Below are 26,732 nucleotides of genomic sequence, written 5' to 3' on the forward strand. Positions count from 1 at the left end.
GGCTAGGAAGGCTATCTGCGCCGGCAAAAGACTGTTTCCCAAAACTTGACCCAGGATCTTGCCTGTCTTGGGGAACAGTCTTCGCACAGGTCAGACATCAACTCGGAATGTCAATATTCAGCGCCGAATTGTGAGAAGAAGGAGAGACAGTCTCGCGCAGTCGGGGAATTTCGATCGCCGGGCAACGGTCCATGACCATCTCCAGACCGGCCCCCCGGCTCCGGTCGTAGGCGGCCTCGTCGACGACGCCCAGCTGGAACCACAGGGCCCGCGCGCCCTTCGCCACGGCCTCGTCGGCCACCGCGCCCGCCAGCGAGCTGTTGACGAAGACGTCCACCACGTCCACGTCGAAGGGGACGTCCGCGAGGGAGGCGTAGCCCGGCTCGCCGTGCACCGTCTCGGCCTTGGGGTGCACCGGCACGATCCGCTTGCCGAAACGCTGCAGCACGTGTGCCACCCCGTAGGCGGGCCGGTTCCGGTTGCCGGACAGGCCGACCACGGCCCAGGTGTCACCCAGCTCGGTCAGAATCCTGCGGATCGTCGCTTCGTCGCCGTACACGGCGGCCTCCTCGGGGCGCGGGGGATGTCGGATGGTCGTCGGTTCGGGCAACAGCACCCCGGAGGCACTGATTCCCGCGTCCGTACCCCGCCACGGTGCCGCGAATCGGTGCAAGGTACCTGCATGCCGCCGTCCGTCCGCCTACGCTCGCCCCGTGCTGCGCATCCTCGACGCCCGAACCGGTGAGCCCGTCGCCGCCGCGCCCGCCCGCCGTGGTCTGACCCGCATCGAGGCCCACGCCTCCGGTCTGGACCCGACGGCCCTGCGGGTGCTGCTCACCGCCGACCTGCTCGTGCGCGCCCTGGAACTGGGCGGCACCCCGGTCTGGACGATCCTCACCGCGCCCCATCGGCAGGCCGAACTCCGCACCGCCGCGACCAGCCTGGCCATCCGCCCCTTCGAGGACGGCCGTGACCTCGCGTCCGGGCTGGGCGAGGCGCAGGCGATCCATGTCGTGGCGCAGGGCGGTGAGGCCGTTCCCGGCGAGGGGCCGGTGCTGAGCGTGGCGCCGGTGGTGTGGGCCGAGGCCCGGCCGTCGGGCCCCGCACCGGAGGCCGCGGGCCCGGCAGAGCACGAGAGGGCGCCCACCGGTGCCGGTCCGGCGGCCCCCGCACCTTCCGGCACCGGCCAGGACGCCGTACCCGGCCGGCCCGGCACCTCCCCGGTGTCCCCGCCGGCGGATCCCGGCGCCGCTCCGCTGCCCGTCGTCCTCTCCGACCCCGCCGCCCTGCGCCTTGCGCTGTTCTCCGTTCCGCGCGGTGAACCCGTGAGGCTGAACCGCACTGTGCTGGACGAGGCCGCAGGACGACTGTCCCGCTGGCGCCGGGCGGTGGCCGGCTGGGCCCGGCGGCCCTCGCGGCCGGTGCCCGACGAGGTGCGGGCGCGGCTGCGGGCCGCCTGGGAGGACGATCTCGACCTGCCCGGGGTCCTGGAGGTGCTGCGGGACGTGGAGCACGCCCCGGACCTGCCCGACGGCGCCCGCTTCGAGACGTACGCCTACGTCGACCGGCTGCTCGCCCTCGACCTGCCCCGCGATCTCGGGACCCTCGCGTGATCGAGCGGGCGGGCGCCGGCCCGCTGCGCCGCCTGGTGGTGCTGCGGCATGCCAAGTCCGCCTGGCCCGAGGGCGTGGAGGACCACTCGAGGCCGCTCGCCGCGCGCGGCCTCAGGGACGCCCCGGCCGCCGGCCGTGCCCTCGCCGAGGCCGGCGGCCTGCCCGACCTCGCCCTGTGCTCCACCGCCGTACGCGCCCGCCGCACCTGGGAACTGGCCTCCGCCCAGTGGGGCACCCCGCCCCCGGTCCGCTATGACCGGCGGCTGTACGCGGCCGGCGTGGCGGACCTGCTGGAGGTCGTGCGGGAGGTGCCGTCCTCGGTGGAGACGCTGCTGCTGGTCGGGCACAACCCGGGGCTGCAGGAGCTGGTCCTGGAGCTGGCCGGGGACGGCCTGGACGACTCGCTGGAGCGGGTGCGGGTGAAGTTCCCCACGTCCGCGATCGCCGTGCTGACCTGGCGCGGCACCGGCTGGCCGGCCCTCGCCCCGGGTACGGCGCTGCTGACGTCGCTCACCGTGCCGCGCGGCAAGAAGGGCAAGAGGTAGCCAGGAGCCCCGCTGACCTCGCACGCACCCTCGGCATAGGCTGGCCGGATGCAGGACGAGTACCGCACAGTCGCCCGCGCGGGCGTGCACGAGACCGAGATCAACCGCTCCCGCTTCCTGTGCGCCCTCGCCCCGGCCGCCACCGAGCAGGAGGCGCAGGACTTCATCGCCTCCGTCCGCAAGGAGCACGCCGACGCCACGCACAACTGCTCGGCGTACGTCATCGGCGCCGACGCCTCCGTACAGAAGGCCAGCGACGACGGCGAACCGGGCGGCACCGCCGGCGTCCCGATGCTCCAGATGCTGCTGCGCCGCGACATGCGGTACGTGGTCGCCGTCGTCACCCGCTACTACGGCGGGGTCAAGCTGGGCGCCGGTGGCCTCATCCGCGCCTACGGCGGAGCCGTCGGCGAGGCCCTGGACGCGCTCGGCACGATCACCCGGCGCCGCTTCCGGCTGGCCACCGTCACCGTCGACCACCAGCGCGCGGGAAAGGTCCAGAACGACCTGCGCGCCACGGGCCGCGAGGTCCGGGACGTCCGCTACGGCGAGGCCGTCACCATCGAGATCGGCCTGCCGGACGCCGACGTGGAGTCCTTCCGCGGCTGGCTCGCGGATGTGACGGCGGGCACGGCGGGGTTCGAACTGGGCGGCGAAGCCTACGGAGACGCCGGCCAGTAGTGGCAAATCGGGCATAACGGGCATGTGCGGGGCGGGTCATGACGGGCCGATACGGGAGTAACCGCCCGTGATGTCAGACCCGGCCGTTAGTCTCGGGGATCATGAGACTCCTGCACACGTCCGACTGGCATCTCGGCCGGGCCTTCCACCGGGTGAGCATGCTCGGGGCCCAGGCCGAGTTCATCGGTCACCTCGTCACCACCGTGCGTGAGCGCGAGGTCGACGCGGTGGTCGTGTCCGGGGACGTGTACGACCGCGCGGTGCCGCCGCTCGCCGCGGTCGAGCTGTTCGACGACGCCCTGCACCGCATCGCGGACCTCGGCGTGCCCACGGTGATGATCTCCGGCAACCACGACTCGGCCCGCCGCCTCGGCGTCGGCGCCGGACTCATCGACCGCGCGGGCATCCACCTGCGCACCGAACCGTCCGCCGTCGGCACCCCGGTCGTGCTCACGGACGCCCACGGAGACGTCGCCTTCTACGGGCTGCCCTATCTCGAACCCGCCCTGGTGAAGGACGAGTTCGCGGTGGACCGGGCCGGCCACGAGACGGTCCTCGGCGCCGCCATGGACCGCGTCCGCGCCGACCTCGCCACCCGCGCGCCGGGCACCCGCTCCGTCGTCCTCGCCCACGCCTTCGTCACCGGCGGACAGGCCAGCGACAGCGAGCGGGACATCACCGTCGGGGGAGTGGCCGCCGTCCCGGCCGGCGTCTTCGACGGCGTCGACTACGCGGCACTCGGGCACCTGCACGGCTGCCAGACGATCACCGAGCGCGTGCGCTACTCCGGCTCCCCGCTCGCCTACTCCTTCTCCGAGGCCGGCCACCGCAAGAGCATGTGGCTGATCGACCTGGCCGCCGACGGCTCGGTCACCGGCGAGCGCGTCGACTGCCCCGTGCCGCGCCCGCTCGCCCGCGTCCGCGGCACGCTGGACGACCTCCTCGCCGACCCGGAGCTGGCCCGGCACGAGGACGCCTGGGTCGAGGCCACCCTCACCGACCCGGTCCGCCCCGCCGACCCGATGGCCCGGCTCGCCGAGCGCTTCCCGCACACCCTCAGCCTGGTCTTCGCCCCGGAGCGGGCCCCCGACGACCCCCAGGTGTCCTACGCCCGCCGCCTCGCGGGCCGCAGCGACCAGCAGATCGCCCAGGACTTCGTCGCCCATGTGCGCGGTGCCGGACCGGACGAGCGGGAGACGGCCGTGCTGCGGGACGCCTTCGACGCGGTACGCGCCGACGACGCCGCACGGGAGGTGGCCCGGTGAGGCTGCACCGGCTGGACATCACCGCCTTCGGGCCCTTCGGCGGCTCCCGCAGCGTCGACTTCGACGCCCTGTCCGCCGCCGGGCTCTTCCTGCTGCACGGCCCGACCGGCGCGGGCAAGACCTCCGTCCTGGACGCCGTCTGCTACGCCCTGTACGGCGCCGTCCCCGGCGCCCGGCAGAGCGGCCAGGGCATGAACCTGCGCAGCGACCACGCCGAGCCGCGCACCCGCACCGAGGTCCGCCTCGAACTGACCGTCGCCGGACGCCGGCTGGAGATCACCCGGCAGCCGCCCTGGGAGCGGCCCAAGCTGCGCGGCACGGGCACGACCGTCGAGAAGGCCCAGACCTGGCTGCGCGAGTACGACAGCGCGGCCGCCGTCTGGAAGGACCGCAGCCGTTCCCACCAGGAGATAGGCGAGGAGATCACCCAGCTGCTCGGCATGAGCCGCGAGCAGTTCTGCCAGGTCGTCCTGCTGCCCCAGGGCGACTTCGCCCGCTTCCTGCGCGCCGACGCCGAGGCCCGCGGCCGCCTGCTCGGCCGCCTCTTCGACACCCAGCGGTTCGCCGACGTCGAGAAGCGTCTCGCCGAACGCCGGCGTGCCACCGAGGCACGCGTGCGGGAAGGGGACGCGGCCCTCCTCGCCGATGCCCACCGCATGCAGCAGGAGGCCGGGGACGCCATGGAGCTGCCCGAGCTGGCCCCCGGCGACCCGGGTCTCGCCGAGGCGGTCCTCGGCGCCGCCGCCGTCGCCCGCAGCACCGCCCGGGAACGCCTCACCGTCGCCCACTGCCGCCTCGGCGCCGTGGAATCCGCCCACGCCGCGGCGCGGCGCGCGCTGGAGGACGTACGCGAACTCGCCCGGCTGCAAAGCAGGTTCGCCGAGGCGCGGCGGCGCGCCGAGCGCCTCCAGGAGCGGGCCGGCGCCCACCGCGAGGCGCAGGAACGCATGGAGCGGGGCCGCAAGGCGGAGGCCGTCGCGCCCGCGCTGGAGCTGCGGGAGGCCGCCGAGGCGGAGCACCGCAGGGCCGCCCAGGAGGAGTCACGCGCCCGCGCGGCGCTCCCCGGCTCCCATGCCGACGCCGGTGCGAGCGGACTCGCCTCCGCCGCCCGCCGGGCCGCCGAGGAGCTGGGCGGTCTGGACGCCGCCCGGCGAGCCGAACAGCGGCTCGCCGACCTGGTCGAGGAGCGGGCCGGACTCGACCGGCAGGAGCGCGCCGACGAGGACGTGCTGCGCGAGGCCGACGCCTGGCTCGCCGACTGGGACACCACCCGCTCGGCGCTCCAGGCCCGCACCGAATCCGCCCAGGAGGCCGCCACCCGCGCCGAACAGCTCGCCGTGCGGCGGGAGCCGATGCGGGGGCGCCTCGCCGCGGCCCGCACCCGGGACGAACTCGCCGCCGACCTGACGGAGGCCCAGCGCCGGGCGGTCGCCTCCGAGCAGCGCGCCCTCGGCGCGCGCGCCCACTGGCTCGACCTCAGGGAACAGCGCCTGAACGGCATCGCCGCCGAACTGGCCGCCCACCTCACCGCCGGCGAACCCTGCGCGGTCTGCGGAGCCACCGAACACCCGGCACCGGCCCGCAAGGCCGCCGGGCACGTCGACCGCGAGTCGGAGGACCGCGCCCTCGCCGCCTGCCGGCGCGCCGAGGAGCAGCACACCGAGGACGAACGGCGCCTCGGCGTCGTCCGCGAGGCCCTGGCGGCCGCCACCGCCGAGGCCGGCGACACCCCCACCGCCCGGCTCGCCGCCGAGGCCGAGGAACTGGAACAGCAGTACGCCCGCGCCCGCCGTGACGCCTCCGCCCTGCACGCCGCCCACGAGGAGCTGCGGCGGGCCGAGCACGAGCGCGAGCAGCGCCTCGCCGACCGCCAGCAGGCCGCCGTACGCGCCGCCTCCCGGCTCACCCGGCGCGAGAGCCTGGAGCGCGAACATGCCTTGCTGGAACAGGAGTTGACCCAGGCGCGCGGCGCGGCGGACAGCGTGGCCGCGCGGGCCGCGCAGCTGGAGCGACAGGCGACGCTCCTCACCCGGGCCGCCGACGCCGTCCGGGCCGCCGAGGACGCCGCCCAGCGCCTGAAGGACGCCGACGCCCGCCTCGCCGACGCCGCCTACCGGGCCGGCTTCGACACCCCCCGGGCCGCGGCCGCCGCCCTGCTGGACGCCGCCGCCCACCGCGAGCTGCAGCACCGCCTGGACGCCTGGCAGGCGGACGAGGCCGCCGTACGCGCCGTGCTGGCCGAGGCCGACACCGCCGCGGCCGCCCAGCTCCCGCCCGCCGACCCCGCCGCGGCCGAGCGGATCGCGGCCGCGGCCGAACGCCGGCTGCGCGAGGCCGCCTCCGCGCGCGACGCCGCCGCCCGCTGCCGCACCGAGCTGGACCGCCTCTCCGCGCGGGCCACCGAGGCCGTACGACGCCTCGCACCGCTCCGCGACGAGTACGACCGGGTCGCCCGGCTCGCCGCCCTCACCGCCGGCACCTCCGCCGACAACGAACGCAAGATGCGCCTGGAGTCGTACGTGCTCGCGGCCCGCCTGGAGCAGGTGGCCGCCGCCGCGACCGTCCGCCTGCAGCGCATGTCATCCGGCCGCTACACCCTGGTCCACTCCGCCGACCGCACCGGACGCGGCCGCAGCGGCCTCGGCCTGCACGTCGTCGACGCCTGGACGGGCCGGGAACGGGACACCGCCACCCTGTCCGGCGGCGAGACCTTCTTCGCATCCCTCGCCCTGGCCCTCGGCCTCGCCGACGTCGTCACGGACGAGGCGGGAGGCGTCCGGCTCGACACCCTCTTCATCGACGAGGGCTTCGGCAGCCTCGACGACCAGACCCTGGACGAGGTCCTGGACGTCCTCGACTCCCTGCGCGAACGGGACCGCAGCGTCGGCATCGTCAGCCACGTCGCCGACCTGCGCCGCCGCATCCACGCCCAGCTGGAGGTGGTGAAGGGCAGATCGGGGTCGACGCTGCGGCAGCGGGGGGTGGCCTAGGGCCCGCCGCGAAGACCGGTCCCGGCCGTATCGCGTCGCCGTCGACGCAGCCAAGGCATCACCCCGACCCGGGGACCTCAGTCGAAGCCTGGTGGACGGACGCGGCAGGAGTGGCACAGCGCCGTACCTACACGACCGTCACCCTGTCGTCGGGGTCGCGCCAGTACTGGACGATGCCGGACGACATCCCGGCGAACACGGTCGTCTCCTGGCACGTCCGCGCGAACGACGGCAAGGCGACCTCCGCGTGGAGCGACGAGGGCGACGGCTCGGTCTGGTCGTTCGTGTACGACGACGCGAACCCCGAGAAGGCGACGATCAGCTCGCCCGAATACCCCGAGCCCGAGGACGTGTTCTGGGTGGACGGGGTGGGCGTCTACGGCCACTTCACCATGGACTCGCCCTCCGACGACGTGGTGTCGTACACGTACTACTTCCTTGACGGCCCTCATGGGACCGTCGACGCCGAGCGGCCGGGCGCGGCTGTGACCATTCCGTACCTTCCCCTCAGGTCAGGGCCCAAGTCGTTGACGGTCCAGGCGATCGACCGGTCGGGCCGAAGCAGCGGGGAGTCGCGGTACGACTTCAACGTGAAGTCCGGACGTGCCCCGGTCGCCCGCTGGAAGCTGGACGACCCGGCAGGCTCCCGCGCGGCAGCCGCCGAGACGGGCAGCGCCGCCCGTGCCGGCACCGGCGTGACCTTCGGCGGCCCGGCGCCCACGGGCACCGGAGCCACCGCCACGGTCGGCCTCGACGGCAGCGGCCACGGCTTCCTCACCACGGACGCCGCAGCCACCGACATCAGCAGGACGTTCGCCGTCAGCGCCTGGGTGCGGCCCGCCGAAACCGGCCCGAACATGACCGTCGCCAGCCAGGACGCCGACGGCGAGCCCGGCTTCAGCCTCGGGCTGCGCAGCCAGGACGGCGGCCCCGTCTGGTCGTTCGCGACCGGGGGCGCGCGGGTGTCCGGGGGCGCGCCCGAGACCGGCGAGTGGGCGCATCTGCTGGGGCTCTACGACGCCGAGACCGGACGCGCGCAGTTGTACGTCAACGGCCAAGAGGCCGGCACCGCGGCAGCGGCGACTCCCGCCGAGAGGGCCGGCGCGTTCCAGATCGGGCGCGCACGCGGAGCCACCGGCTACCGTGACCGGTGGCACGGTGACATCGGTGACGTACAGGTGCACGACCGGGTCGTAGTCCCGGGCGAGGTGGCCGAACGGGCCTGGCGCAAGCCGAAGTCCACCGGCCACTGGTCGCTGGAGAACGCGGCGGACGGCGCGAGCCCCGAGCAGTCGGACGGGGCGCCGCTGCGGCTGGGCACGGGCGCTTCGATCTACCGGGGCACCGACAGTTCCTGCATCCCGGAGATCGACCCCGACTGCACCTACGTGCCGCCGGCCCTCGTCGGCGACGGGCATCTGCGCCTGGACGGCGAGTCCGGATACGCCGCTACGGACGGGCCCGTCGTGGACACCGGGGACAGTTTCACCCTCGGTGTCGCGGTACGCCTCGCGGACTCCGAGCCGGCCCACCCGATGACCGTGCTCTCGCAGGCCGGCGAGCACACCGACGCGTTCAAGGTGCGCTACGCGCCGTCCACGCACACCTGGCAACTGGTGATGCCGGAGAAGGACGAGGCCGGAGCCCCCGAGAAGGTGGTGTCCCAGATCGAGGCCGCGGACGGCGGCCAGGGCCAGGGCCATCGGCTCGCCGTGGTCTACGACGACGCGAGCGACACGATCAAGCTCTACCTCGACGGCTACACGAACGCCGAGGCGACCGCGAGCTTCCCCGACGGCTGGCACAGCACCGGTGCCCTCCAGATCGGCCGGGCCGGAGCCGGTGACAGCTGGGGCGAGTACCTCCACGGCGATGTGGACGAGGTGCAGGCCTACTCCGGTGCGCTGCGGGACGGCGACGTGCCCGGCCTGGGCTGGGGCACGGAGCCCTGCTTGTGCTGATCCGCCCGTGCTGAGTCCGGAGGCCTGACCTCCCGACGGCCCGCCGTGACCCGGGTTCCGGCGGGCCGTCGGGCTCCAGGGGGTCAGCGGCCCAGTGGCCGCCGGGGCAGGGGGGACGAGTAGACCACGCTGGTGGTCACCGAGCCCAGGGCGCCGATCTTGCCGGAGACCTCCTCCAGGTGGGACATGGAGCGCGCGGTCACCTTGATGACGAAGCAGTCGTCGCCCGTGACATGGTGCGCCTCCAGGATCTCGGGGGTCGCCGCGACCAGATCGTGGAAGGGCTTGTAGTTGCCGTTCGGATACCTGAGGCGCACGAACGCCAGGATCGGCAGGCCGAGCCGCTCGGGATCGACGACCGCCGCGTACCCCTGGATCACGCCCGCCTCCTCCAGGCGGCGGACCCGTTCGGTGACGGCGCTCGGCGACATGGAGACCTCGCGGGCCAGCTCGGCGTAGCTGGCCCGTCCCGCGCGCTGGAGGACCTCGAGGATGCGCCAGTCGGTGGCGTCCGGGGAATACACGGTCATCCCGGATGAATAGCAGGGGGATCCCCGGCCGGGCAAGGCCAACCCCGGGGAATCCCCCTTCAGTGAGCGGGCCAGGAGCCATAGATTTCCAGTCATGATCACCACGACTTCCGAGAACCCCGTCCTGCGCGTCGCCCCCGCCGCTCCCGCCGAGGCCGCCGCCTACTTCCGGGCGAGCCTGGCCTTCCACGCCGACGTCTCCGACGTGGCCGCCGCCCTCGCGGGCGGCGGTGACCCCGGCTTCGTCGTCATCGACACCCGCTCCACCGAGTCCTGGGACCAGGGCCACATCCCCGGCGCCGTCCACCTGCCGACCGCGCTCATCCCCGAGCAGGCCGAACAGCTCCTCGACAGGTCCGTGCCGGTGGTGACGTACTGCTGGGGCCCCGGCTGCAACGGCGCCACCCGCGCCGCCCTCGCCCTCGCCGAACTCGGCTACCGGGTCAAGGAGATGCTGGGCGGCTTCGAGTACTGGGCCCGCGAGGGCTTCGCCTACGAGACCTGGCAGGGCCCGGCACGCCGGGACGCCGACCCGCTGACGGCACCCGTGGAAGGCGAGTGCGGCTGCTGACGCCCGCCCGTGTAGGTTCTCTGCCCATGGCTCGATACGCGGACCCAGGCGTGCTGGAGTGGGTGGAGTCGGGCGGCGGCCCGCTGATAGCCGTTCCGGAGACGGTCCTGCCGTTCTGGGCCGGCGCCGACACCGAGGAACTCGACACGGACTACGACCGGGCGTGCGAGGTCGCCGGATACGCCGGCTTGCTCCCGGTCGGCGACAGCGCGGCCCTCGTCCTCGGCGACGAACCGGCTTCCACCTCCTACCTGCCCGAGCACGGCACCTTCGTGCGCTGGTCCGCCGCGGACTCCGAGGACGAACTGCTCGCCGCCGTCCCCGCCGCGCTCGAGGAGGCCGAGTGGGGGGACGAGATCCGCTGGACGGTCCCCGGCCCGGTCGTCCTCTTCGACTCCGCCCGGCAGGGCGGCCACATCACCCTCGGCGATCACCTCCGGGTCCCGCTCGAGCGGGGCCGCTACGCGGTGCGCGCCGCCTGGACCACGCCACGACCCGAGACCTGGATCGGCCTGGTACGGCTCAGACGGCTCGCGCACTGACGCGCCCCGCCCCCTGCCTCGGCGAAGCGCTCAACGCAGACCGTCGAAGGCGATGTTCAGGTGCCGCGGGCCGCGCAGCACCGCGTTCTGCCGGTACGGCGGCGGGTCCTCGACCAGGCGGGGGTTCTCCAGCCTTCGCGCCAGCGCGGACAGCGCGAGCTGGGTCTCCAGCCGGGCCAGCGGAGCGCCGAAGCAGCTGTGGATGCCGCTGCCGAAGCCGAGGTGCTGGATGTCCTCACGGTCCGGGTCGAAGCGCTCGGGGTCCTTGAACCGTTCCGGGTCCCGGTTGCCCGCCGCGAGCACCAGCCAGATGCGCGATCCCTTCGGGATGGTCACCCCGCGCAGCTCGATGTCGGCGATGCAGGTGCGCTGCGGCACGAGCTGCACCGGTGGCTCGTAGCGCAGGAGTTCCTCCACGATCCTGACCGACAGGCCCGGGTCGTCGCGCAGCCGCTGAAGGACCTCCGGGTGGCGCAGCAGCGTCAGCATGCCGTTGGTGATGAGGTTGACGGTCGTCTCGTGGCCCGCGATGAGCAGCAGCACCGAGGTGGAGAGCACCTCCATCATCGTCATGGCGCCGTCCGGACCGTGGCTGTTCACCAGGTCGGAGAGCATGTCGTCGCGGGGCTCCTTGGTGCGCTGTTCGACCAGCCCGGCGAGATACATGCCCAGCTGCATCCGCGCCTCCCGCGCGGTCCGCGCGAACTCGGCGTCGGCGCTCTGGCGCGTCTCCGGGTCCAGGGTGGCGACGATCGGATCCACCCAGGCGCGGAACTGCGGCTCGTCCTCCCGCGGTACCCCGAGCACCCGGCAGATGGCGGTGACCGGGAACGGGTAGGCGAACTGGTCGACCAGGTCGACCTCGCGGGCGTCCCCGAAACCGTCGATCAGACCCTCGACGATCTGGCCCAGCTCGCCGCGCATGGACTCGATGCGGCGGGGCCGGTGCGGGGGGCCGAAGGAGCTGTTGGCGATCCTGCGCAGCCGGTCGTGCTCGGGCGGGTCGAGCCGGATGAAGCTGGGCGGCAGCCCCGTCTCCTCCGCCTGGCCCAGCTCGTCGTCCCCGGCGGCGGCCAGGTTGGCGGCGTCGGAACTGATCCGCGGATCGTGGAGCAGGGCCTCGATGTCCCAGTACGAGCTGATGACGTAGGGGCCGCCCTCCTCCTCGTGCAGCACCGGAGTCCTGCGAAGCTCCTCGTACAGCGGATACGGGTCGGCGCGGTTGGCGAAGTCGGTGATCCGGCGGAACAGCGAGGCTTGCGTCATGACACGTCCTTGGAGCGTCGGGGCCGCGGCAGCGGTCAGTGGCGGGCCGGGGTGAAGACCAGCTGCTGATCGGCCGGTGAGTAGCCGCTCAGGGTCACGGTGGGCCCATGGGTCGGCAGGGACGGGTCGGGGAAGTCGGCCGCGACCGGCTGCCGGCCCTCGGGACGCCGGTCCACCGTCGGGAACTGGACCGGAAACGGCGCGCCCCGCTCGATCTGCCGCTGGTAGAACTCCAGCCACCGCGTGTTGTCGAAGCTCACGGCGGCGATCATCCGGCCCTGGTAGCCGTAGACACCGACGAACCTGCGCTCGGCCAGGGAACCCTGAGTGATCATGATCTGGTCGCCCATGGGCGGCACACCGACCGACTTGATGTTCACGCCGAACTGCGAGGACCAGAACGCGGGCATCCACAGGTGCGGCCGGCGGTCGGCGCCGGAGCAGATCATGTTGTGCGCGGCCGTCTCCGCCTGGGCGACGGCGTTGCCCCAGTGCTCCAGCGAGAGGAACTGGTAGCCGAACAGCGCGTGCGGGGAGCGCGCGACGTCACCGGCGACGAACACGTCGTCGGTGACGATGCCCCGGAAGTCGAAGGCCCGGCAGCCCGCGTCGCAGGCGATGCCCCGGGGACCGGCGCCGAGCCCCGAGCCGGTCAGCCACTCGGTGTTGCGCAGCGAACCGAGCGAGACGACCACGACCTCCGCCTCGACGACGCTCTCGTCGGACAGGTGGACGGCCCGCACCCTGCCGACCGCATCACCCTCCAGCGACGTCACCGTGACCCGGGTGCGCAGATCCACGCCGTTCTCGATCTGCAGGTCGGCGGCGACCGCGCCGATGACCCCGCCGAGGGCGCCCACCAGCGGGGCGCCGGCACGTTCCGCCATCGTGACCTCGAGACCCATCTCCCGGCAGGCCGAGGCGACCTCGCACCCGGCGAAACCGGCGCCGATCACGAACACCCGGCGGGGCCCCGCCTTCAGCTTCTGCAGCAGCGCGGCCGCGTCGTCACGGGTGCGCAGCAGACAGACCCCGTCCAGCCGGGCCTCCTCCTCCTTCAGCCAGGGCCGGGCGCGGACACCGGTCGCGATGAGCAGCCGGTCGTACTCCACCTCGTCACCGTCGGCCAGCCGCACCCGCCTGGCCCCCAGGTCGAGACCGGCCGCCGGGACACCCAGCCGCCACTTGGCGTCGATCTCCCGGCGGTGCGGCAGCTCGGTGTGGAGCGGGGACGCCTTGCCCAGCAGGACCGCCTTCGACAGCGGCGGCCGGTCGTACGGCTCGTACGGTTCGTCACCGATCAGGGTGAGCGAACCGGTGAACCCCTCGGCACGCAGCGTCTCGGCGGCCCGCAGGCCGGCCAGCGAGGCGCCGACGATCACGATCCGGCCCTCGCGCCTCAGCCGGTCCACGTGGTCATCGGCCATCGGACGCCTCCCGCGCGGATCCGCCCGGGGATCCGCCCGCCGCCCCGCCCGCTCCGTCCAGGCCGTCGGCCGTGATCGCCTGCACCGGGCAGGCGGCGACGGCGCGCGCCACCCGCTCCCGCTGCTCCTCCTCCGCGCGCGGGTCGTACACCAGCGACTCCTCGCCGTGCATGGCGAAGACGTCGGGCGCGAGGAACGCACACTGGGCGTATCCCTGACACTTGTTGAGATCGACGACGAGCCGCATCGGCGCTCCGCCCTTCCGGTGGCCAGGTCCGGGGCGCACCACCCGTGGCGTGCGGTCGTCTCCGGACGGCGGTCATGTCCCGCACGCCAGCATGGGAGCGGCGCCGGGGACCCGGCGCGCCGGGCGAGCCGTTCGGGTGAACGGCGCCACCGCACCGCCAGGTCACGCCGACGCCGCGGAACGGGGTTCCGCGCGGCGGTTCACCGCGAGGATGTGGATGCTGAGCACCAGCGACCAGGCCGGGAAGACCAGCTCCGCCCACGGGACGTTCGACGAGACGAAGAGCAGCGTCAGCGCGGTGAGGAAACCGAGGATCGTCAGCCAGCGCGGCAGGACGCCGAGGCGGTGGCCGATCACCGACATGGAGCACACGAAGACCGCCGCCATCCGCATGGCGTACCCCGTCATCATCGCGTACGCGAAATGGCGGCCGAGGTCCCAGGCGGACGGGCCGGGTGCCGTGCCGGTGGGGTGCCCGACCGCGAGCACGGCACTCGCCGCCGCGGCGGCACCGAACATCGTGGCGGTGAAGACCAGTCCGCTGCCGAGGAGGACGGTGGCGAGGAACTTGTCCTCGACGGCACCGACGTGCGCGCGTACCGCGCCGACGAACCACAGGAAGAAGATGCCGGCGAACGGCACGAGCGCGAGGGCCGTCCGCAGCGCGTCGCGCCGCCCGGAGTCGGTGAACCCCTGTGCGGTGACCGCGTCGGCCCCCTCGGGGATCCCCAGGCGGACCAGGACGATCGCCGCCGCCAGCAGCAGCGCGAAGACCACTCCGGCCAGTCCCGCGGCCCGCGGCGTCTCCAGCGCCTGCTGCCCCGGCCCCTTCTCCCGCACCACCGGCCCGCCTCCCTCCGCATCGGCCCCCGCACCAGCTAGCGGCCTCCCCACCCCGCGCGCCACCGGGAGGCGGCCGTCCGGCCGAGTGAGGGTTGTCCGGCTCGCCTACGCCCTGCAGAAGGGCGCACCGGCCTCGATCACCCGCTCCCTGTCCACCGCCCTCGTCGAACACGGCATCACCGTGAACACCGTCAACCCCGGCCCGGTGGACACGGGCTACGCCACCGGCGAGGCCCACGCGGCCGTCGCCGCGCGGTTCCCCGCCGGCCGCTGGGGCGTACCCGACGACCCGGCCCGCCTCATCGCGTGGCCGGCCACCGACGAGGCGGGCTGGATCACCGGGGAGGTCATCGACTCCGAGGGCGGCTTCCGGCGTTGAGTCGACCTATCGACTCGGCGAGGTCTCCGGGAGGCCGAGGCCGCGAGGCTCAGAGCCCGGACAGCTCGTCCACCAGGTCGTCCAGGCCCAGCGAGCCCTGCGACAGCGCCGCCATGTGCCAGGCCTTCAGGTCGAACGCGGCGCCGTGCCGCTCGCGCGCCTTCTCCCGGCCGAGCAGCCACGCCCGCTCACCGAGCTTGTAGCCGATCGCCTGACCCGGAATCGTCAGATACCGGGTCAGCTCGCTCTCCACGAAGTCGGCCGGCCGGCTGCTGTGCGCGCCGAAGAACTCCTGCGCCAGCTCCGGAGTCCACCGCTCACCGGGGTGGAACGGCGAGTCCGCCGGGATCTCCAGCTCCAGGTGCATGCCGATGTCCACGATCACCCGGGCCGCCCGCATCATCTGCGCGTCCAGGTAGCCGAGCCGCTCCTCCGGATCCGTCAGGTAGCCCAGCTCGTCCATCAGCCGCTCCGCGTACAGCGCCCAGCCCTCCGCGTTGGCGCTGACCCCGCCGACCGTCGCCTGGTACCGGGAGAGGTTCTCGGCCACGTGCGCCCACTGCGCGAGCTGGAGGTGATGGCCGGGCACACCCTCGTGGTACCACGTCGACACCAGGTCGTAGACCGGGAACCTGGTCTGCCCCATCGTCGGCAGCCAGGTGCGGCCGGGCCGGGAGAAGTCCTCCGACGGGGCGGTGTAGTAGGGGGCGGCCGCGCCGCCGGGCGGGGCGATGCGCGACTCCACCCTCCGCACCCGCTCGGCGAGTTCGAAGTGCGTGCCGTCCAGGTCCTCGATGGCCTTGTCCATCAGACCCTGCAGCCACGCGCGGACCTCTTCCACGCCCTCGATGTGCCGGCCGTGCTCGTCCAGGTGGGCGAGCGCCACCCACGGGGTCTCGGCGCCGGGCAGGATCTTCTCCGCCTCCCGCTCCATCTCGCCGAGGATCCGGTGGAACTCCGACCAGCCGTACGCGTACGCCTCGTCCAGGTCCAGGTCGGTGCCGTTGAAGTAGCGGGACCAGCGCGCGTACCGCTCACGGCCCACCGTGTTCGGGGCGCCCTCGACGGCCGGCGCGTACACGTCCCGCAGCCAGTCCCGCAGCTCCACCAGGGCGCCGGTCGCCGCACGGGCCGCCTCGTCCAGCTCCGCACGCAGCGCCTGCGGCCCGGTGGCGGCGAAGTCCTCGTACCAGCCGCGGCCCGAGCCGTCCGTGTCCGCCCACTCGGTGAGCTGCTCGATGAAGGTCGCGGTGGGCCGGGGGGCCGCGAAGAGCTTGCGGTCCAGGCCGAGTCGCAGCGACTCGCGGTAGCCCGCGAGCGCGCCCGGGACCGCGCGCAGCCGCTCGGCGATCGCCGCCCAGTCCTCGTCCGTCTGCGCCGGGGTGACCGTGAAGACGTCCCGCACCGCGTGGCCGGGCGTGTGCATGTTGCCCACCGCGCGCAGGTGCTCGTCCGCCTCGTGAACGGCGAGTTCGGCGGTCAGCCGCTCCCGCAGCAGCCGCCCGCAGCGCCGCTCCGCATCGCTGTCCGCGCCGGGCCGGCGCTCCGCCTCGTCCAGCTTCGCGAGCGTGGTACGGGCCAGCTCCGCGAGAGCCTCCTGGCCCGCGGGCGAGTAGTCGGGCAGCCTGCTCGAACTCTCCTGCACACCGAGATAGGTGCCGGTGATCGGGTCGAGGGCGATGAGGTCGTCCACGTACGCGTCGGCGACCTGACGGGGCAGCGGGCTCTTGGTCTCAGACATGCGGTCCATCCTCGTACGGTGAGGATCACCGCGTCACCCACGTATGGGGGGATTCAGCTCTCGGCGTGGCCGGCCGGCAGCAGGGGTCCGCACTCCCACTGCTGGAAGATCAACCGGGTCTCCACCCGTGCCACCTCCCGCTGCGACGTGAACTCGTCGAGCACCAGCCGCTGCAGATCGGCCATGTCCGCGACGGCCACATGCACCAGGTAGTCGTCCGGCCCGGTCAGATGGAACACCGTCCGTGCCTCCGGCAGCGCCCGGATCCGTTCCACGAACGGCCCCACCAGTTCCCGCCGGTGCGGCCGCACCTGCACCGACAGCAGCGCCTGGAGCCCCCGGCCGAGTTTGGCCGGATCGAGCCGCAGCTGGTGACCGAGGATCACGCCGGAGCGGCGCAGCCGGGTCACCCGGTCCAGACAGGTCGACGGCGCCACGCCCACCTGCGCGGCGAGGTCGCGGTAGGTGGTCCGGGCGTCGTTCTGCAGCAGCCGCAGCAGATGGAGGTCCACCGGATCCAGTACGACAGATTCGGCCATCGGCCGAACGTAGCACGCTGTTCGATTCCCGGGAACCGTTCGATGTTCACCCTTCCGTCCATGGACACCGCGAGCACCCGTGCCTACGACGACGTACGCACCGCATCGAGAGCCCTGGCCACCGAGGCCGTGCACGCCGGCCGAGACGATCTCGCCCGCCAGGGGCTGCACGCCCCGCCGATCGACCTGTCCACCACCTACCCCTCCTACGACAGCCGCGCCGAGGCCGCCCGCATCGACGCCTTCGCCACCGACGGCGCCGACCCGGTCGGGCCGCCCGTCTACGGCCGCCTCGGCAACCCGACCGTCGCCCGTTTCGAGACCGCCCTGGCCCGCCTGGAGGGGACCGAGTCCGCGGTCGCCTTCGCCAGCGGCATGGCCGCGCTCAGCGCGGTCCTCCTCGCCCTCCCCCAGCCCCGGCTCCGCTCGAGCGGGGGGGACCCCCTCGCCATGGGCCTGCGCCACGTCGTCGCCCTGCGGCCCCTGTACGGCTGCAGCGACCACCTGCTGACCGCCGGGCTCCTCGGCTCGGAGGTCACGTGGACCGACCCGGCCGGTATCGCCGACGCATTGCGCCCGGACACCGGCCTGGTGATCGTCGAGTCCCCGGCCAACCCCACCCTCGCCGAACTCGATCTGCGGGCCGTCGCGCGCGCCTGCGGTTCCGTCCCGCTGCTCGCCGACAACACCTTCGCCACGCCCGTGCTGCAACGCCCGGCCGAGCAGGGCGCCCGGCTGGTGCTGCACAGCGCCACCAAGTACCTCGGCGGCCACGGCGATGTGCTCGCCGGAGTCGTCGCCTGCGACGAGGAGTTCGCGGGGCGGCTCCGGCAGATACGGTTCGCCACCGGTGGGGTCCTGCATCCGCTGGCCGGCTACCTGCTCCTGCGCGGCCTGTCCACGCTTCCCGTACGGGTCCGGGCGGCCTCCGCGAACGCCGCCGAACTGGTCCGCCGGCTCGGCGCCGACCCGCGTGTGGCCCGCGTCCACTATCCGCGGCTGGGCGGCGCGATGATCGCCTTCGAGGTGCACGGCGACCCGCACGAGGTCATCTCCCGGGTCCGGCTCGTCACCCCGGCGGTGAGCCTGGGCAGCGTCGACACCCTCATCCAGCACCCCGCGTCCATCAGCCACCGCATCGTCGACGCCGACGACCGGCGGGGCGCCGGGGTGAGCGACCGCCTGCTCCGGCTGTCCGTGGGCCTGGAGGACGTGGACGACCTGTGGGCCGACCTGGATCAGGCCCTGGGCGAACGAGCCCGCAAGCCGGTCCCGCTGCAGGAGGCAGTGGTCTGACGGCCCGGCCTGCGGGTACGGCCCCCCGGGTACGGCCGGTGGGCTCGGCGCCCGGGGCTCGGCTGGCGGGCTTGGCCTCCGGGCTCGACCCCTGGATACGGCTGGTGGGGCTCGGCCGGCGGTGGCCTGAGTGACTCTCGACGTCGCCGGAGACCGCCGGACACCGCCGGAGACCGCCGGACACCGCCGGACACGGCCGGACACCGCCGGGCCGCTGGGGCCGATCGCGTGTCCGGTAGCCGTGGCGGCGGATTCGGCCCCGCCTGATGTGCGATGCGGACGACGGGTGGGGTGTGGACGCCTCGGCCGGTCGCGGGGGGACCCGGTCCGGACGGCCCGGCGGAGTGCGGATGGTCGGGCCGTCGAGGGGATGCAGACGACCTGCCCGGTGGCGGGTGACCCGTGGTGGGAGGCCCGGCCGGTGTGGATGGGCGGGCGCTCGGGAGGGGTGTGGACGGCTCGGCGGGTTGCGTTGTCGTGGCAGGTTGCGGGACGGCCCGGCGGGCGGTGACGGCATGGCGTGTTGCGAAGAGCCGGCGAGTCGCGGACGGCCCTGCGGGACGCGGGCGTCCTGGCAGGTTGCCGATGACCCGGTGCGGAGCGAGCGGCCGGAGGTGGGCGGTCGGGCGGGATGCAGGCCTGGCCGGTTGCGGAAGGACCGGTTGCGGAAGGACCGGTGCGGACGGCCCGGCAGGAGGTGCCGGGCCGTTGCTCGTGGGCCGTCGGGTCAGTCGCGGTGGGCCGGGTCGCCGAGGCGCTGCCGGCCGATGTCGTACGGCGCGCGAGCGGTGACCGGTGCGGCGTCCAGGCGGGCCGTGATGACCAGCGTGCCCTCCTCGACCTGGTAGTCCAGGGGCAGTCCGAGCCCGCGCATCGCTGCGACCATGCCCGTGTTGGAGGCCTGCGTCACGGCGTACACGCTCTCGCAGCCGGCCTCCACCGCCATCGCCACCAGCCGGCCGAGCAGTTCGGCCCCGATGCCGCGCCGCTGCCAGTCGTCCTCGACCAGCAGCGCGACCTCCGTCTCGTCGCCGTCCCACAGCAGATGGCCGAGGCCGATGATCCGGCCCGTGGCGGTCTGCACGGCCAGCGTCCGCCCGAAACGGGGGCTGAGCAGGTGGTTCAGATAGCGGTCCGCGTCGCCGACCGGGCCGTGGTAGCGCATGCCGAGGGTGCGCGTCGAGCACCGCTCGTGCATCGCCTTCGCCGCCGCCAGGTCGCCGGTGTCGACGCGGCGCACGGTGATGTCGTTGCCCTCCGGCAGCGTCAGCACGTCGTGTCCGCGCGGAATCCGCGGGCCGAGCCGGCTGTCCAGGTCGACCAGTGCCCGGGCCCGCGCGAACTCGGTCGGCGTGAACGGCAGATACGGCCGCTCCACGGTGAGCACCCCGCCCTCCGGCGCCCGCAGCCGCATGACCGTGTCCTCGAGCACGCCCTCGACCGGCACGGGCTCGGGACCGCGGCCCCCGCCGACCGGCCTCCCGGGCAGCGAACGGATCGTGCACCGGCCCAGCAGCTGACGCAACGCCAAGGGAAGTTCGGCGGCGTCCAGCGCGGTGCGGGCCGCCAGGCCGAGCACCCGGGTGGGGGCGTCGACCAGGTCGTGCGCGTCGGCCCGCTCGATCCAGGTGGACGTGCCACCGGCCAGCGAGACCGCCCGGGTGATCCCGGCCGCCGGCAGCGTGCCCGGCGCCCGCAGCAGGAACTCGTCCACCGTGCCGTCGGCCAGTGGGTGCGTCTGCAGGCTGAGAATGTCGACCCGGTGCCCGGCCAGCGCCGCGCACAGCGCGGCCAGGGAGCCCGGCTCGTCCTTCACCGTCGTCCGCATCCGCCACAGCGCGCCGGCACCGGTCACGCCGTCCGTGTCGGCACCGGGGTGCTCGGTGCCGGTCCGGTCGCCGGCGGGCTGCGCGGCGTGCCCGGCCGGCCGCGTCTCGGCGGTCGGCCGGGCACCGGTATCGCTGACCGGCGGTGCGTGTCCGTGGCGCCTTGCCCACCACACGTGGAAGCCCGCCGTCGCCGCCAGCACGATCGCCGAGATCACCAGCAGCGCCGGGCCGTCGGGCCCGTGGCCGATCATGTTCGCCACCGCGTCCGCCACGGCCACGGCCGTGAAGAGCGCGGCCAGCTCGACGACGTCCCGCCGCCAGTGGTGCACGGGCCGCCCGTGCTTCGTCCGGGTCACATCAGACATCTCTGGAGTCATGCAGCCACTGTGAAGGAAGGGTGTTGCGTGATCACGAACGGTTTGTGACCGATGGGTAAAGCATGCTCCGCACCATTTGTTGCACTTTCCACCATAGAGTGAACGGTTCAGGCGGCCGCCGCCCCCCTCGCCCCCGTCTCCGCGTCCAGCGCCGCCCGCAGCCGCCGGGCCTCGGTGGCCAGGCGGGAGCCGCCCTTGCGCGCGGCGGTGTGCGCGAGGTGCGGCAGCTCCCCGTGTGCCCCGGACCGCTCGGCACAGTCCGCCGCGACGGCCAGCAGGTCCCCGAGCCCCCGGGCCGGCACGGGGCTCGCCTCCGGCCGGGCGGTCGCGAGGTCGGCGAGCAGCACGGGCAGGGTGTGCCGGAGCACGCCCCAGATCGTCGCGTTGGCGCCCGTGGCCGCCGCCGTCCGCACCGACTCGGCCAGCCGCTGCGGCTTGACCGCACCACGCCGCACCAACTGGCCCAGGTCCGCGCCCAGCAGCGCCGCATCCAGCTGCCCCCGCGCGGCGAGCACCAGCAGGGCGTCCACGGCGGCCAGCCGGTCCTCGGCGTGCCGCGCGCCGAGCCCGTACGCCAGGCACAGATGGACCGCCTCGCCCGCCTCTCCGCCGGACTCGGCGAGCAGGGGCAGGACGGAGGCACCACGGCCGTCGTCCACGGCCGTGGCGGCGAGGTCGGGCAGTATGCGGACCGCGACCAGGTCCCGCCGCTCGGGGAGGACGGCGAGCCAGTGCGCGCGTATCGCGAGGTCCCAGTGGCCGCAGCGCCAGCGGTCGCTGAACACGGACACCGGCCGGCCGAGCCGGTGGAACTCCTGCGGGAAACCCTCCAGCAGCTCGGGCAGCTCGGGCAGCTCGCCCTGCTCGAGGAGAATGCGCACGCCCTTGGTACGGCTCCGCGTCGGCGGCCGTTCCGGGGCCGCCGCGGTCAGCCGACGGGCGAGCCGGGCGCCCTCCCGGGTGCCGAGCGCCCGTGCGCGCCGCGCCGCCTCCTCGGCCGCCGCACGGTCGTCCGTACGCACCCGCAGCAGGGCCTGGGCGAAGTCGGTGGCGCAGACCCGGGCGTCCAGGCGCCGGTACTCCGCGAGGCGGTCCACCAGGTGCTCCGGTTCCAGCAGGCCGGTGCTCCAGGTGGGTGTGGCGAGCAGCAGGGGCAGCGGTTCCGTGCGGATCCGGTACGCCACCTCGCGGAGCCGGGCGTCGAACACGCGGCTCAGGCCACTGTGTGTGCACTCGTGCTCGCCGGGCCCGCGCCGCACGGCGTCCAGGAGCGTGGCGGTGCGCACCTTGTCGTGCAGGGTCGCGAGAAGCAGGTCGAGGCCCTCACGAGCGTCGAGCGTGCCGTGCCGGGTGTTGCCGAAGTAGTCGTCGAGGTACGGCCCACGGGGGTGCGGCGCGGCCGCCCACCAGCGGTTCGCGACGACCGGTGCGAGCGCCTCCCGCAGCGCGTCCGCGTCCTGGTGGGCGTGGCGCACCAAGCCGTCCAGGGCCCGCTCGAACGCGGCGACGTCGTCACCGGCGGACGCCAGCAGCGCCCCGACCTCCTCGGCCAGTTCCACCGCCGTCCGCGGCGCCGGCCGGAGCCGCACCGGCTCGGGGACGGGCGGCAGCACCTCCTCGTACACCTCCCGGGGTGCCATGGCGACGCCCAGCAGTGCGGCCGCGCGGGTGCGCAGCGCCGGGCTCAACCGTTCGGCCGCGTGGGCGAGTTCCGCCGCGGAGTCCAGGTGCGCGGCATGCCGTTCGACCAGCTTGAGCGCGCGCTCCTGCACCTGGCTGTCCTCGTGCCCGAACGCCTGGACCACCACCGGCAGCAGCTCCGCCGCGGCGCCCGGATCGCGGGCGAACACTTTGCCGAGGAGCACGAGCTGTGCCCGGACCAGCTTCTTCTCGGCCCGGAACAGCAGTCCCTCGGAGGCCTCGGCAAGCTGCCGCGAGGTCAGGTCCCCGTCCAGAGTCAGGGCCGTGAGCACCGCCTGGGCGTGGGCGGCGACGGGAGAGACCGCGTCCCGGGCGAGTGCGGTCCAGTCGGTGATCCGCGACCGCTCCTCCTCCCGGGTCGGACCGAGCCCGGTCAGCAGCGGCAGGAAGACCCGGTGGTCCGTGGGGCCGCCGCCGCGCAGCAACCGGGCCACGCACGCGTCGATGAGGAACGCGCGGTCCAGTGAGCCCTCCCGGGCCAGGTCCGCGAGGGCGCTCTGCCACGAGCGGGGCCCGTCGCCGAGCAGCCACCGGACCTCGCGCACGTCCGTGAGGGTGAACAGCCCGGCGACCAGCGGGACCAGATGCGGCTCGCTTCGCAGCTTGTCGAGCACACCGGACTCGCCCCAGCCGCCGCCGATGTCCCGGATCCAGCCGACGACGTAGGCGTCCGTCACCGGCGCCTCGCAGCCCGCCCGGTGCACCAGCCCTGCCATGAGCGGATACGGCACGCGCGCGGACACCGGTCGCCGTGCCAGTCGGTGCGCGACATCCGCCAGCCAGCCGGTGTCCCGGTGCCCCAGCGCCCGCAGGATGCTCTCGGTGGGGGCCTGGCTCCAGCGCAGGTCGGTCGCGGCGAGCCAGTCGGCGGCCGCCGCCGCGCCCGTGTGGCAGGCGGCACCGGCCAGGTGCAGCGCCGGCAGGATCCGCTCGGACCGGGACTCCCACGGAGGGACGGCCCGCAGCTCCTTGCGCAGCCGCTTCAGCTCCGGAAGATGCGTCCGCCGTTCGGCGTCCGTCAGGCCTGTCAGCACCCGCAGCGTCTCCGCCGTGCGTCCCGCCCGTACCGCTTCCATCAGTTCACTCATCGCACACCCCCGTCGATTCCCGCCAGATCCCGTCCCGCCATGGCAGCTGTCCCGCCGTAGCCGTTATCCCGCCATGGCCGCCGCGTCGGCCACAGAGCCCCGCCGCACCATCCGCACCGCCAGCGCGTGCTTGCACGGCCCGCGCCCGCCCCGGTACTTCGCCCACCACAGGCAGCTGCAGGTGAGCACCCCCGCCTCGTCCCGCACCCGGTGCACATGGCCGTCCTCCGCCGTCACCGTGGCGAGGGTGCCGTCCTGGGCCACCGCCCCCGCTGCCACCAGGGCTCTCGCGGACCGCAGCCGCGGGTTGTGCCGCTCGGCACGCCCGGCGTCGTAGGGCAGTTCCCGGTGGAAGTAGGCCGCCTCCGCCGTGTCGTACCCGACCTGGCCGGAGGTGCCGAGGCGCACCAGGGCGGCGCGCACCCGCTGCGGGGTGAGCCCGCACGCCGCGGCGAGGTCGGCCACGTCGATGCGGGGTTCCCAGGCCAGCAGCACGGAGATCAACTCGGCGTCCCCGGCGGCCTCCCCGGTGGTCAGCGCGTCCAGGACGCCGCCCTCGCCGGAGAAGCCGCGCGAGGCGTCCGGGGACAGCGTCAGGGTGAGCCGCATGCCGGGCAGGACGACCTCCCAGGCGGCAGCGGCCGGGACCGTGCCGGTGGCCGCGGGCCCGTACACGCGCAGGGCCGTCGCGTGCCGCAGCACCCGCTGGAGGGCGGCCAGCCGCTCCGGGCCCGGCAGACAGACCGCGCCCGGCACCGCACGGGTCGTCGGCCGCAGGCCGCGGCCCACCGGCACGACCCAGCGGGGCCCACTCGGGGCGCGCCGCGCTCCGCCCGGCCCCGGCAGCCCGCGCAGGAACCGCACCGCCTCCTCCGCCGGCAACTCGGCCCGCAGGTCGAAGCCGGCCGCGACCACCTGGGCCTCGGCGAAGCCGCGCAGCCACCGGTCGGGCAGGGGCACCTTCTTCTCCACCACCGGGCCGTCCAGCGTGGTGACCGCCAGCTCCTCCGGGCCGACACGCAGATGCAGTGGATCGCCGCCGCCGAGCCGGGACAGCGCCTCACGCAGGGGGTTGTTGACGTCGACGTTGGTGGTGCCGTGGCCCACCTCACCGCCGTCCAGGCCCGGGGCGAGCACGTCCAGGCGCGCGTACACCCCACCGCAGCCGGAGAAGGACTCGAAGCGCAGCCGGTCGCCGTTGCCCGTCACCACCGGGTCGAGCGAGGCGCGCAGCTGCGGCTGGTAGTACCGCGCGGCCGCCACGTCGGCCACCGCGAGCAGCGCGGCGGCGGCCACCTGAGGCGAGGTCAGGAAACCCGCGAAGAACCGCGGATGGTCCTCGACACCCGTGGGCGTCGCCCCCCGGGACGTTTGCAGCCCGAGCCGGCGCCCGTCCGCGGCGGACTCCAGCGCGGAGGGTCGGCGATAGGCCACGGCCTGCAGTGATCGCGTCATGGAAAAACCGTAGAGGCGACCACTGACAATCGGCCTGACCTGCGAAAACGCCTGGGTGGCGGGGGAGTTGCCGTGCCGCGCTCCGGGGGATGACGCCGGTGCGCGGCACGGTGTGAAGGGTACGGGACCCGGCGGCCCCGCCCGCGCCTACTGGCCGACCCGGCCCGGCTGGAGCGTCTGTGTGAACAGCACGGTGCCGTCCTGCTCGCGCAGCCGGACCGTCAGCTCGCCGCTGCCGCCGTCGATGTCGACCTCCCCGAAGAACTGGTAGCCGCCCGCCGGTGAGACGTTCGACGCGGTCGGCGCCTTCACGAACACCCGTTCGGGACCGAAGGTGCCGTCCAGCGCGCTCGCCGGGAACGCACCGGCGTTGAGCGGCCCGGAGACGAACTCCCAGAACGGCTCGAAGTCGGTGAACGCGGCCCGCGACGGCTGGTAGTGCTGGGCGGAGGTGTGGTGCACGTCCGCCGTCAGCCACAGCGTGCCGGTGATCCGCCGGTGCTTGATGAACCGCAGCAGCTCCGCGATCTGCAGCTCACGACCGAGCGGTGCGCCCGGGTCTCCCTGGGCCACCGCCTCGAAGTTCGGCTTGTTCTCCATCGGGTCGGGAACGACGAGACCGAGCGGCATGTCGGCGGCGATCACCTTCCACACCGCACGCGAGCGGGCCAGCTCCCGCTTGAGCCACTCCAGCTGCTCACGGCCCAGGATGCCCTGCGGGTCGGTCGTCTGGGCGTCGGTGGAGTTGGCGTTGCGGTAGGTCCGCATGTCCAGCACGAACACATCCAGCAGCGGGCCCTGGCGCAGCACCCGGTGGACGCGGCCCTCCCGCGCGCCCGGCCGCAGCGTGGAGATGGGGAAGTACTCACTGAACGCCCGCCGGGCCCGCGCGGCGAGGACGTCGACGCTCTTCTCGGTGTAGCGGGTGTCCGTGGTGGCGATCACCTCGCCGGGGTACCAGTTGTTGCGGACCTCGTGGTCGTCCCACTGGACGACGGACGGCACCTGAGCGTTGAACCGGCGCAGGTTCTCGTCGAGCAGGTTGTAGCGGAAGTTGCCCCGGTACTCGGCGAGGGTCTCGGCGACCTTCGACTTCTCCTCCGTGGTGATGTTCCGCCAGGTGCTCCCGTCGGGCAGGGCCTGGGTGGCGGTGATGGGGCCGTCGGCGTAGATGTTGTCGCCGCTGCACAGGAAGAAGTCGGGGTCGAGCTTCGCCATCGCGTCGTAGATGCGGTAGCCGCCGCGGTCGGGGTTGATGCCCCAGCCCTGGCCGGCCAGGTCGCCCGACCACAGGAACCGCACGCCGTCACGGCGGTGCCGGGACACCGTGCGGAAGGTCCCCGGTACCGGTTCGCCGGTGCGGCGCGGGTCGTCCGGGTCGGCGAGGAGCACGCGGTAGTGGATCTGCTCGCCCGAGGGCAGACCGCGCAGGCGGGTGGTGCCGGTGAAGTCCGTGTCGGCGCCCAGCAGCGGGCCGTGCCATCTGCGCGGGACGCGGAACGACTCCGTGGCCGAGGTCTCCACGATCATCCGGGCCGGCCGGTCCGACCGCACCCACACCAGACCGGAGTCGGCGGTCACGTCGCCCGTCTGCACGCCCCAGCCCGCCTGGGGGCGCCCGGAGCGGGCGAACGCCGGGGCCGCGCCGAGGCCCACGGGCAGGGTCAGGGCCGCCGACGCGGCGAGGGAGCCGCGCAGCACGCTGCGGCGGCCGGGGAACGGACGGTGTGACATGGCTGCGCCTCCAGGGACGGGATCCGGCCAGTGTGCAGAGCCACACCTACTGGTGTGCTGCGGCGCGCACGGAAACCCGAGGTGAACAACCGGCCGTGGGAGCGGGGGAGCC

21 protein-coding genes and 1 pseudogene are annotated in these 26,732 nt (G+C 74.2%); 10 read left to right on the plus strand and 12 right to left on the minus strand.

The genetic code is table 11. The annotated features are described in order from the left end of the window. Positions 1-97: 97 nt before the first annotated feature. A complete protein-coding gene (locus ACZ5CW_RS10735) occupies positions 98-559 on the minus strand; it encodes a CoA-binding protein (RefSeq protein WP_468599950.1) in 462 nt (153 codons plus the stop codon). Positions 560-713: 154 nt separating this feature from the next. Here ACZ5CW_RS10735 and ACZ5CW_RS10740 point away from each other — a divergent pair, with 154 nt between their 5' ends. The 6 genes from ACZ5CW_RS10740 to ACZ5CW_RS10765 all read left to right on the plus strand — a co-directional run bounded on the left by ACZ5CW_RS10740 (position 714) and on the right by ACZ5CW_RS10765 (position 9,055). Further along, positions 714-1,613, plus strand: a complete 900-nt coding sequence (locus ACZ5CW_RS10740) for a hypothetical protein (RefSeq protein ID WP_468599951.1) — start codon at positions 714-716, stop codon at positions 1,611-1,613. After that, positions 1,610-2,158, plus strand: coding sequence for a SixA phosphatase family protein (locus ACZ5CW_RS10745; RefSeq protein WP_468599952.1), 549 nt, complete (start codon positions 1,610-1,612; stop codon positions 2,156-2,158). The genes ACZ5CW_RS10740 and ACZ5CW_RS10745 overlap by 4 nt, the downstream gene beginning before the upstream one ends. A gap of 48 nt (positions 2,159-2,206) precedes the next feature. Next, the gene (locus tag ACZ5CW_RS10750) at positions 2,207-2,839 is read left to right on the plus strand and encodes a YigZ family protein (protein ID WP_468599953.1); all 633 of its coding nucleotides are present in this window, start codon (positions 2,207-2,209) and stop codon (positions 2,837-2,839) included. Between the two features lie 101 nt (positions 2,840-2,940). Further along, complete coding sequence (locus tag ACZ5CW_RS10755; protein WP_468599954.1) at positions 2,941-4,104, plus strand: exonuclease SbcCD subunit D; 1,164 nt, start codon at positions 2,941-2,943, stop codon at positions 4,102-4,104. Continuing rightward, positions 4,101-7,094: an AAA family ATPase gene (locus ACZ5CW_RS10760; protein WP_468599955.1), complete on the plus strand. Its 2,994-nt coding sequence runs from the start codon at positions 4,101-4,103 to the stop codon at positions 7,092-7,094. Before ACZ5CW_RS10755 ends, ACZ5CW_RS10760 begins: the two co-directional genes overlap by 4 nt. A 392-nt stretch (positions 7,095-7,486) precedes the next feature. After that, positions 7,487-9,055, plus strand: coding sequence for a LamG domain-containing protein (locus ACZ5CW_RS10765; RefSeq protein ID WP_468600150.1), 1,569 nt, complete (start codon positions 7,487-7,489; stop codon positions 9,053-9,055). A gap of 83 nt (positions 9,056-9,138) precedes the next feature. Here ACZ5CW_RS10765 and ACZ5CW_RS10770 read toward each other — a convergent pair whose 3' ends face one another. Then, positions 9,139-9,585, minus strand: coding sequence for an Lrp/AsnC family transcriptional regulator (locus ACZ5CW_RS10770; protein ID WP_468599956.1), 447 nt, complete (start codon positions 9,583-9,585; stop codon positions 9,139-9,141). Between the two features lie 94 nt (positions 9,586-9,679). Here ACZ5CW_RS10770 and ACZ5CW_RS10775 point away from each other — a divergent pair, with 94 nt between their 5' ends. Then, entirely contained in the window at positions 9,680-10,156 is a 477-nt protein-coding gene (locus ACZ5CW_RS10775; protein ID WP_468599957.1) for a rhodanese-like domain-containing protein, read from the plus strand. A 26-nt stretch (positions 10,157-10,182) separates the two neighbouring features. Beyond that, positions 10,183-10,698: an immunity 21 family protein gene (locus ACZ5CW_RS10780; RefSeq protein ID WP_468599958.1), complete on the plus strand. Its 516-nt coding sequence runs from the start codon at positions 10,183-10,185 to the stop codon at positions 10,696-10,698. 30 nt (positions 10,699-10,728) lie between these two features. Here the strand turns inward: ACZ5CW_RS10780 and ACZ5CW_RS10785 are convergent, their stop codons facing one another. The 4 genes from ACZ5CW_RS10785 to ACZ5CW_RS10800 form a co-directional block, all read right to left on the minus strand. After that, a complete protein-coding gene (locus ACZ5CW_RS10785; RefSeq protein ID WP_468599959.1) occupies positions 10,729-11,964 on the minus strand; it encodes a cytochrome P450 in 1,236 nt (411 codons plus the stop codon). Positions 11,965-11,999: 35 nt separating this feature from the next. Then, the gene (locus ACZ5CW_RS10790) at positions 12,000-13,391 is read right to left on the minus strand and encodes an NAD(P)/FAD-dependent oxidoreductase (protein ID WP_468599960.1); all 1,392 of its coding nucleotides are present in this window, start codon (positions 13,389-13,391) and stop codon (positions 12,000-12,002) included. Continuing rightward, entirely contained in the window at positions 13,381-13,638 is a 258-nt protein-coding gene (locus ACZ5CW_RS10795; protein WP_468599961.1) for a ferredoxin, read from the minus strand. The genes ACZ5CW_RS10790 and ACZ5CW_RS10795 overlap by 11 nt, the downstream gene beginning before the upstream one ends. Before the next feature lie 162 nt (positions 13,639-13,800). Beyond that, on the minus strand, positions 13,801-14,478 hold the full coding sequence (locus ACZ5CW_RS10800; RefSeq protein WP_468600151.1) for a hypothetical protein: 678 nt from the start codon (positions 14,476-14,478) through the stop codon (positions 13,801-13,803). 103 nt (positions 14,479-14,581) lie between these two features. Between ACZ5CW_RS10800 and ACZ5CW_RS10805 the strand changes: the two are divergent. Next, a pseudogene (locus ACZ5CW_RS10805) lies at positions 14,582-14,860 on the plus strand (SDR family oxidoreductase); the annotation flags it as partial. Positions 14,861-14,909: 49 nt separating this feature from the next. Here ACZ5CW_RS10805 and ACZ5CW_RS10810 read toward each other — a convergent pair. Continuing rightward, complete coding sequence (locus ACZ5CW_RS10810; RefSeq protein WP_468599962.1) at positions 14,910-16,601, minus strand: DUF885 domain-containing protein; 1,692 nt, start codon at positions 16,599-16,601, stop codon at positions 14,910-14,912. A 53-nt stretch (positions 16,602-16,654) separates the two neighbouring features. Next, positions 16,655-17,140, minus strand: coding sequence for an Lrp/AsnC family transcriptional regulator (locus tag ACZ5CW_RS10815; protein ID WP_468599963.1), 486 nt, complete (start codon positions 17,138-17,140; stop codon positions 16,655-16,657). Between the two features lie 60 nt (positions 17,141-17,200). Between ACZ5CW_RS10815 and ACZ5CW_RS10820 the strand changes: the two genes are divergently transcribed. Continuing rightward, positions 17,201-18,436, plus strand: a complete 1,236-nt coding sequence (locus tag ACZ5CW_RS10820) for a trans-sulfuration enzyme family protein (RefSeq protein WP_468599964.1) — start codon at positions 17,201-17,203, stop codon at positions 18,434-18,436. A 727-nt stretch (positions 18,437-19,163) separates the two neighbouring features. Here the strand turns inward: ACZ5CW_RS10820 and ACZ5CW_RS10825 are convergent. The 4 genes from ACZ5CW_RS10825 to ACZ5CW_RS10840 form a co-directional block, all read right to left on the minus strand. After that, a complete protein-coding gene (locus ACZ5CW_RS10825; RefSeq protein WP_468599965.1) occupies positions 19,164-20,642 on the minus strand; it encodes a GNAT family N-acetyltransferase in 1,479 nt (492 codons plus the stop codon). A gap of 107 nt (positions 20,643-20,749) precedes the next feature. Continuing rightward, positions 20,750-23,431 carry a DUF7824 domain-containing protein gene (locus ACZ5CW_RS10830; protein WP_468599966.1) on the minus strand — a complete coding sequence of 894 codons (2,682 nt, stop codon included), beginning with the start codon at positions 23,429-23,431 and terminating at the stop codon, positions 20,750-20,752. Positions 23,432-23,494: 63 nt separating this feature from the next. Continuing rightward, a complete protein-coding gene (locus ACZ5CW_RS10835) occupies positions 23,495-24,886 on the minus strand; it encodes an SWIM zinc finger family protein (RefSeq protein WP_468599967.1) in 1,392 nt (463 codons plus the stop codon). A gap of 147 nt (positions 24,887-25,033) precedes the next feature. Continuing rightward, a complete protein-coding gene (locus tag ACZ5CW_RS10840) occupies positions 25,034-26,620 on the minus strand; it encodes an alkaline phosphatase D family protein (protein WP_468599968.1) in 1,587 nt (528 codons plus the stop codon). Positions 26,621-26,732 lie beyond the last annotated feature (112 nt).

This window comes from Streptomyces sp. NPDC031379 (genome assembly GCF_055569615.1).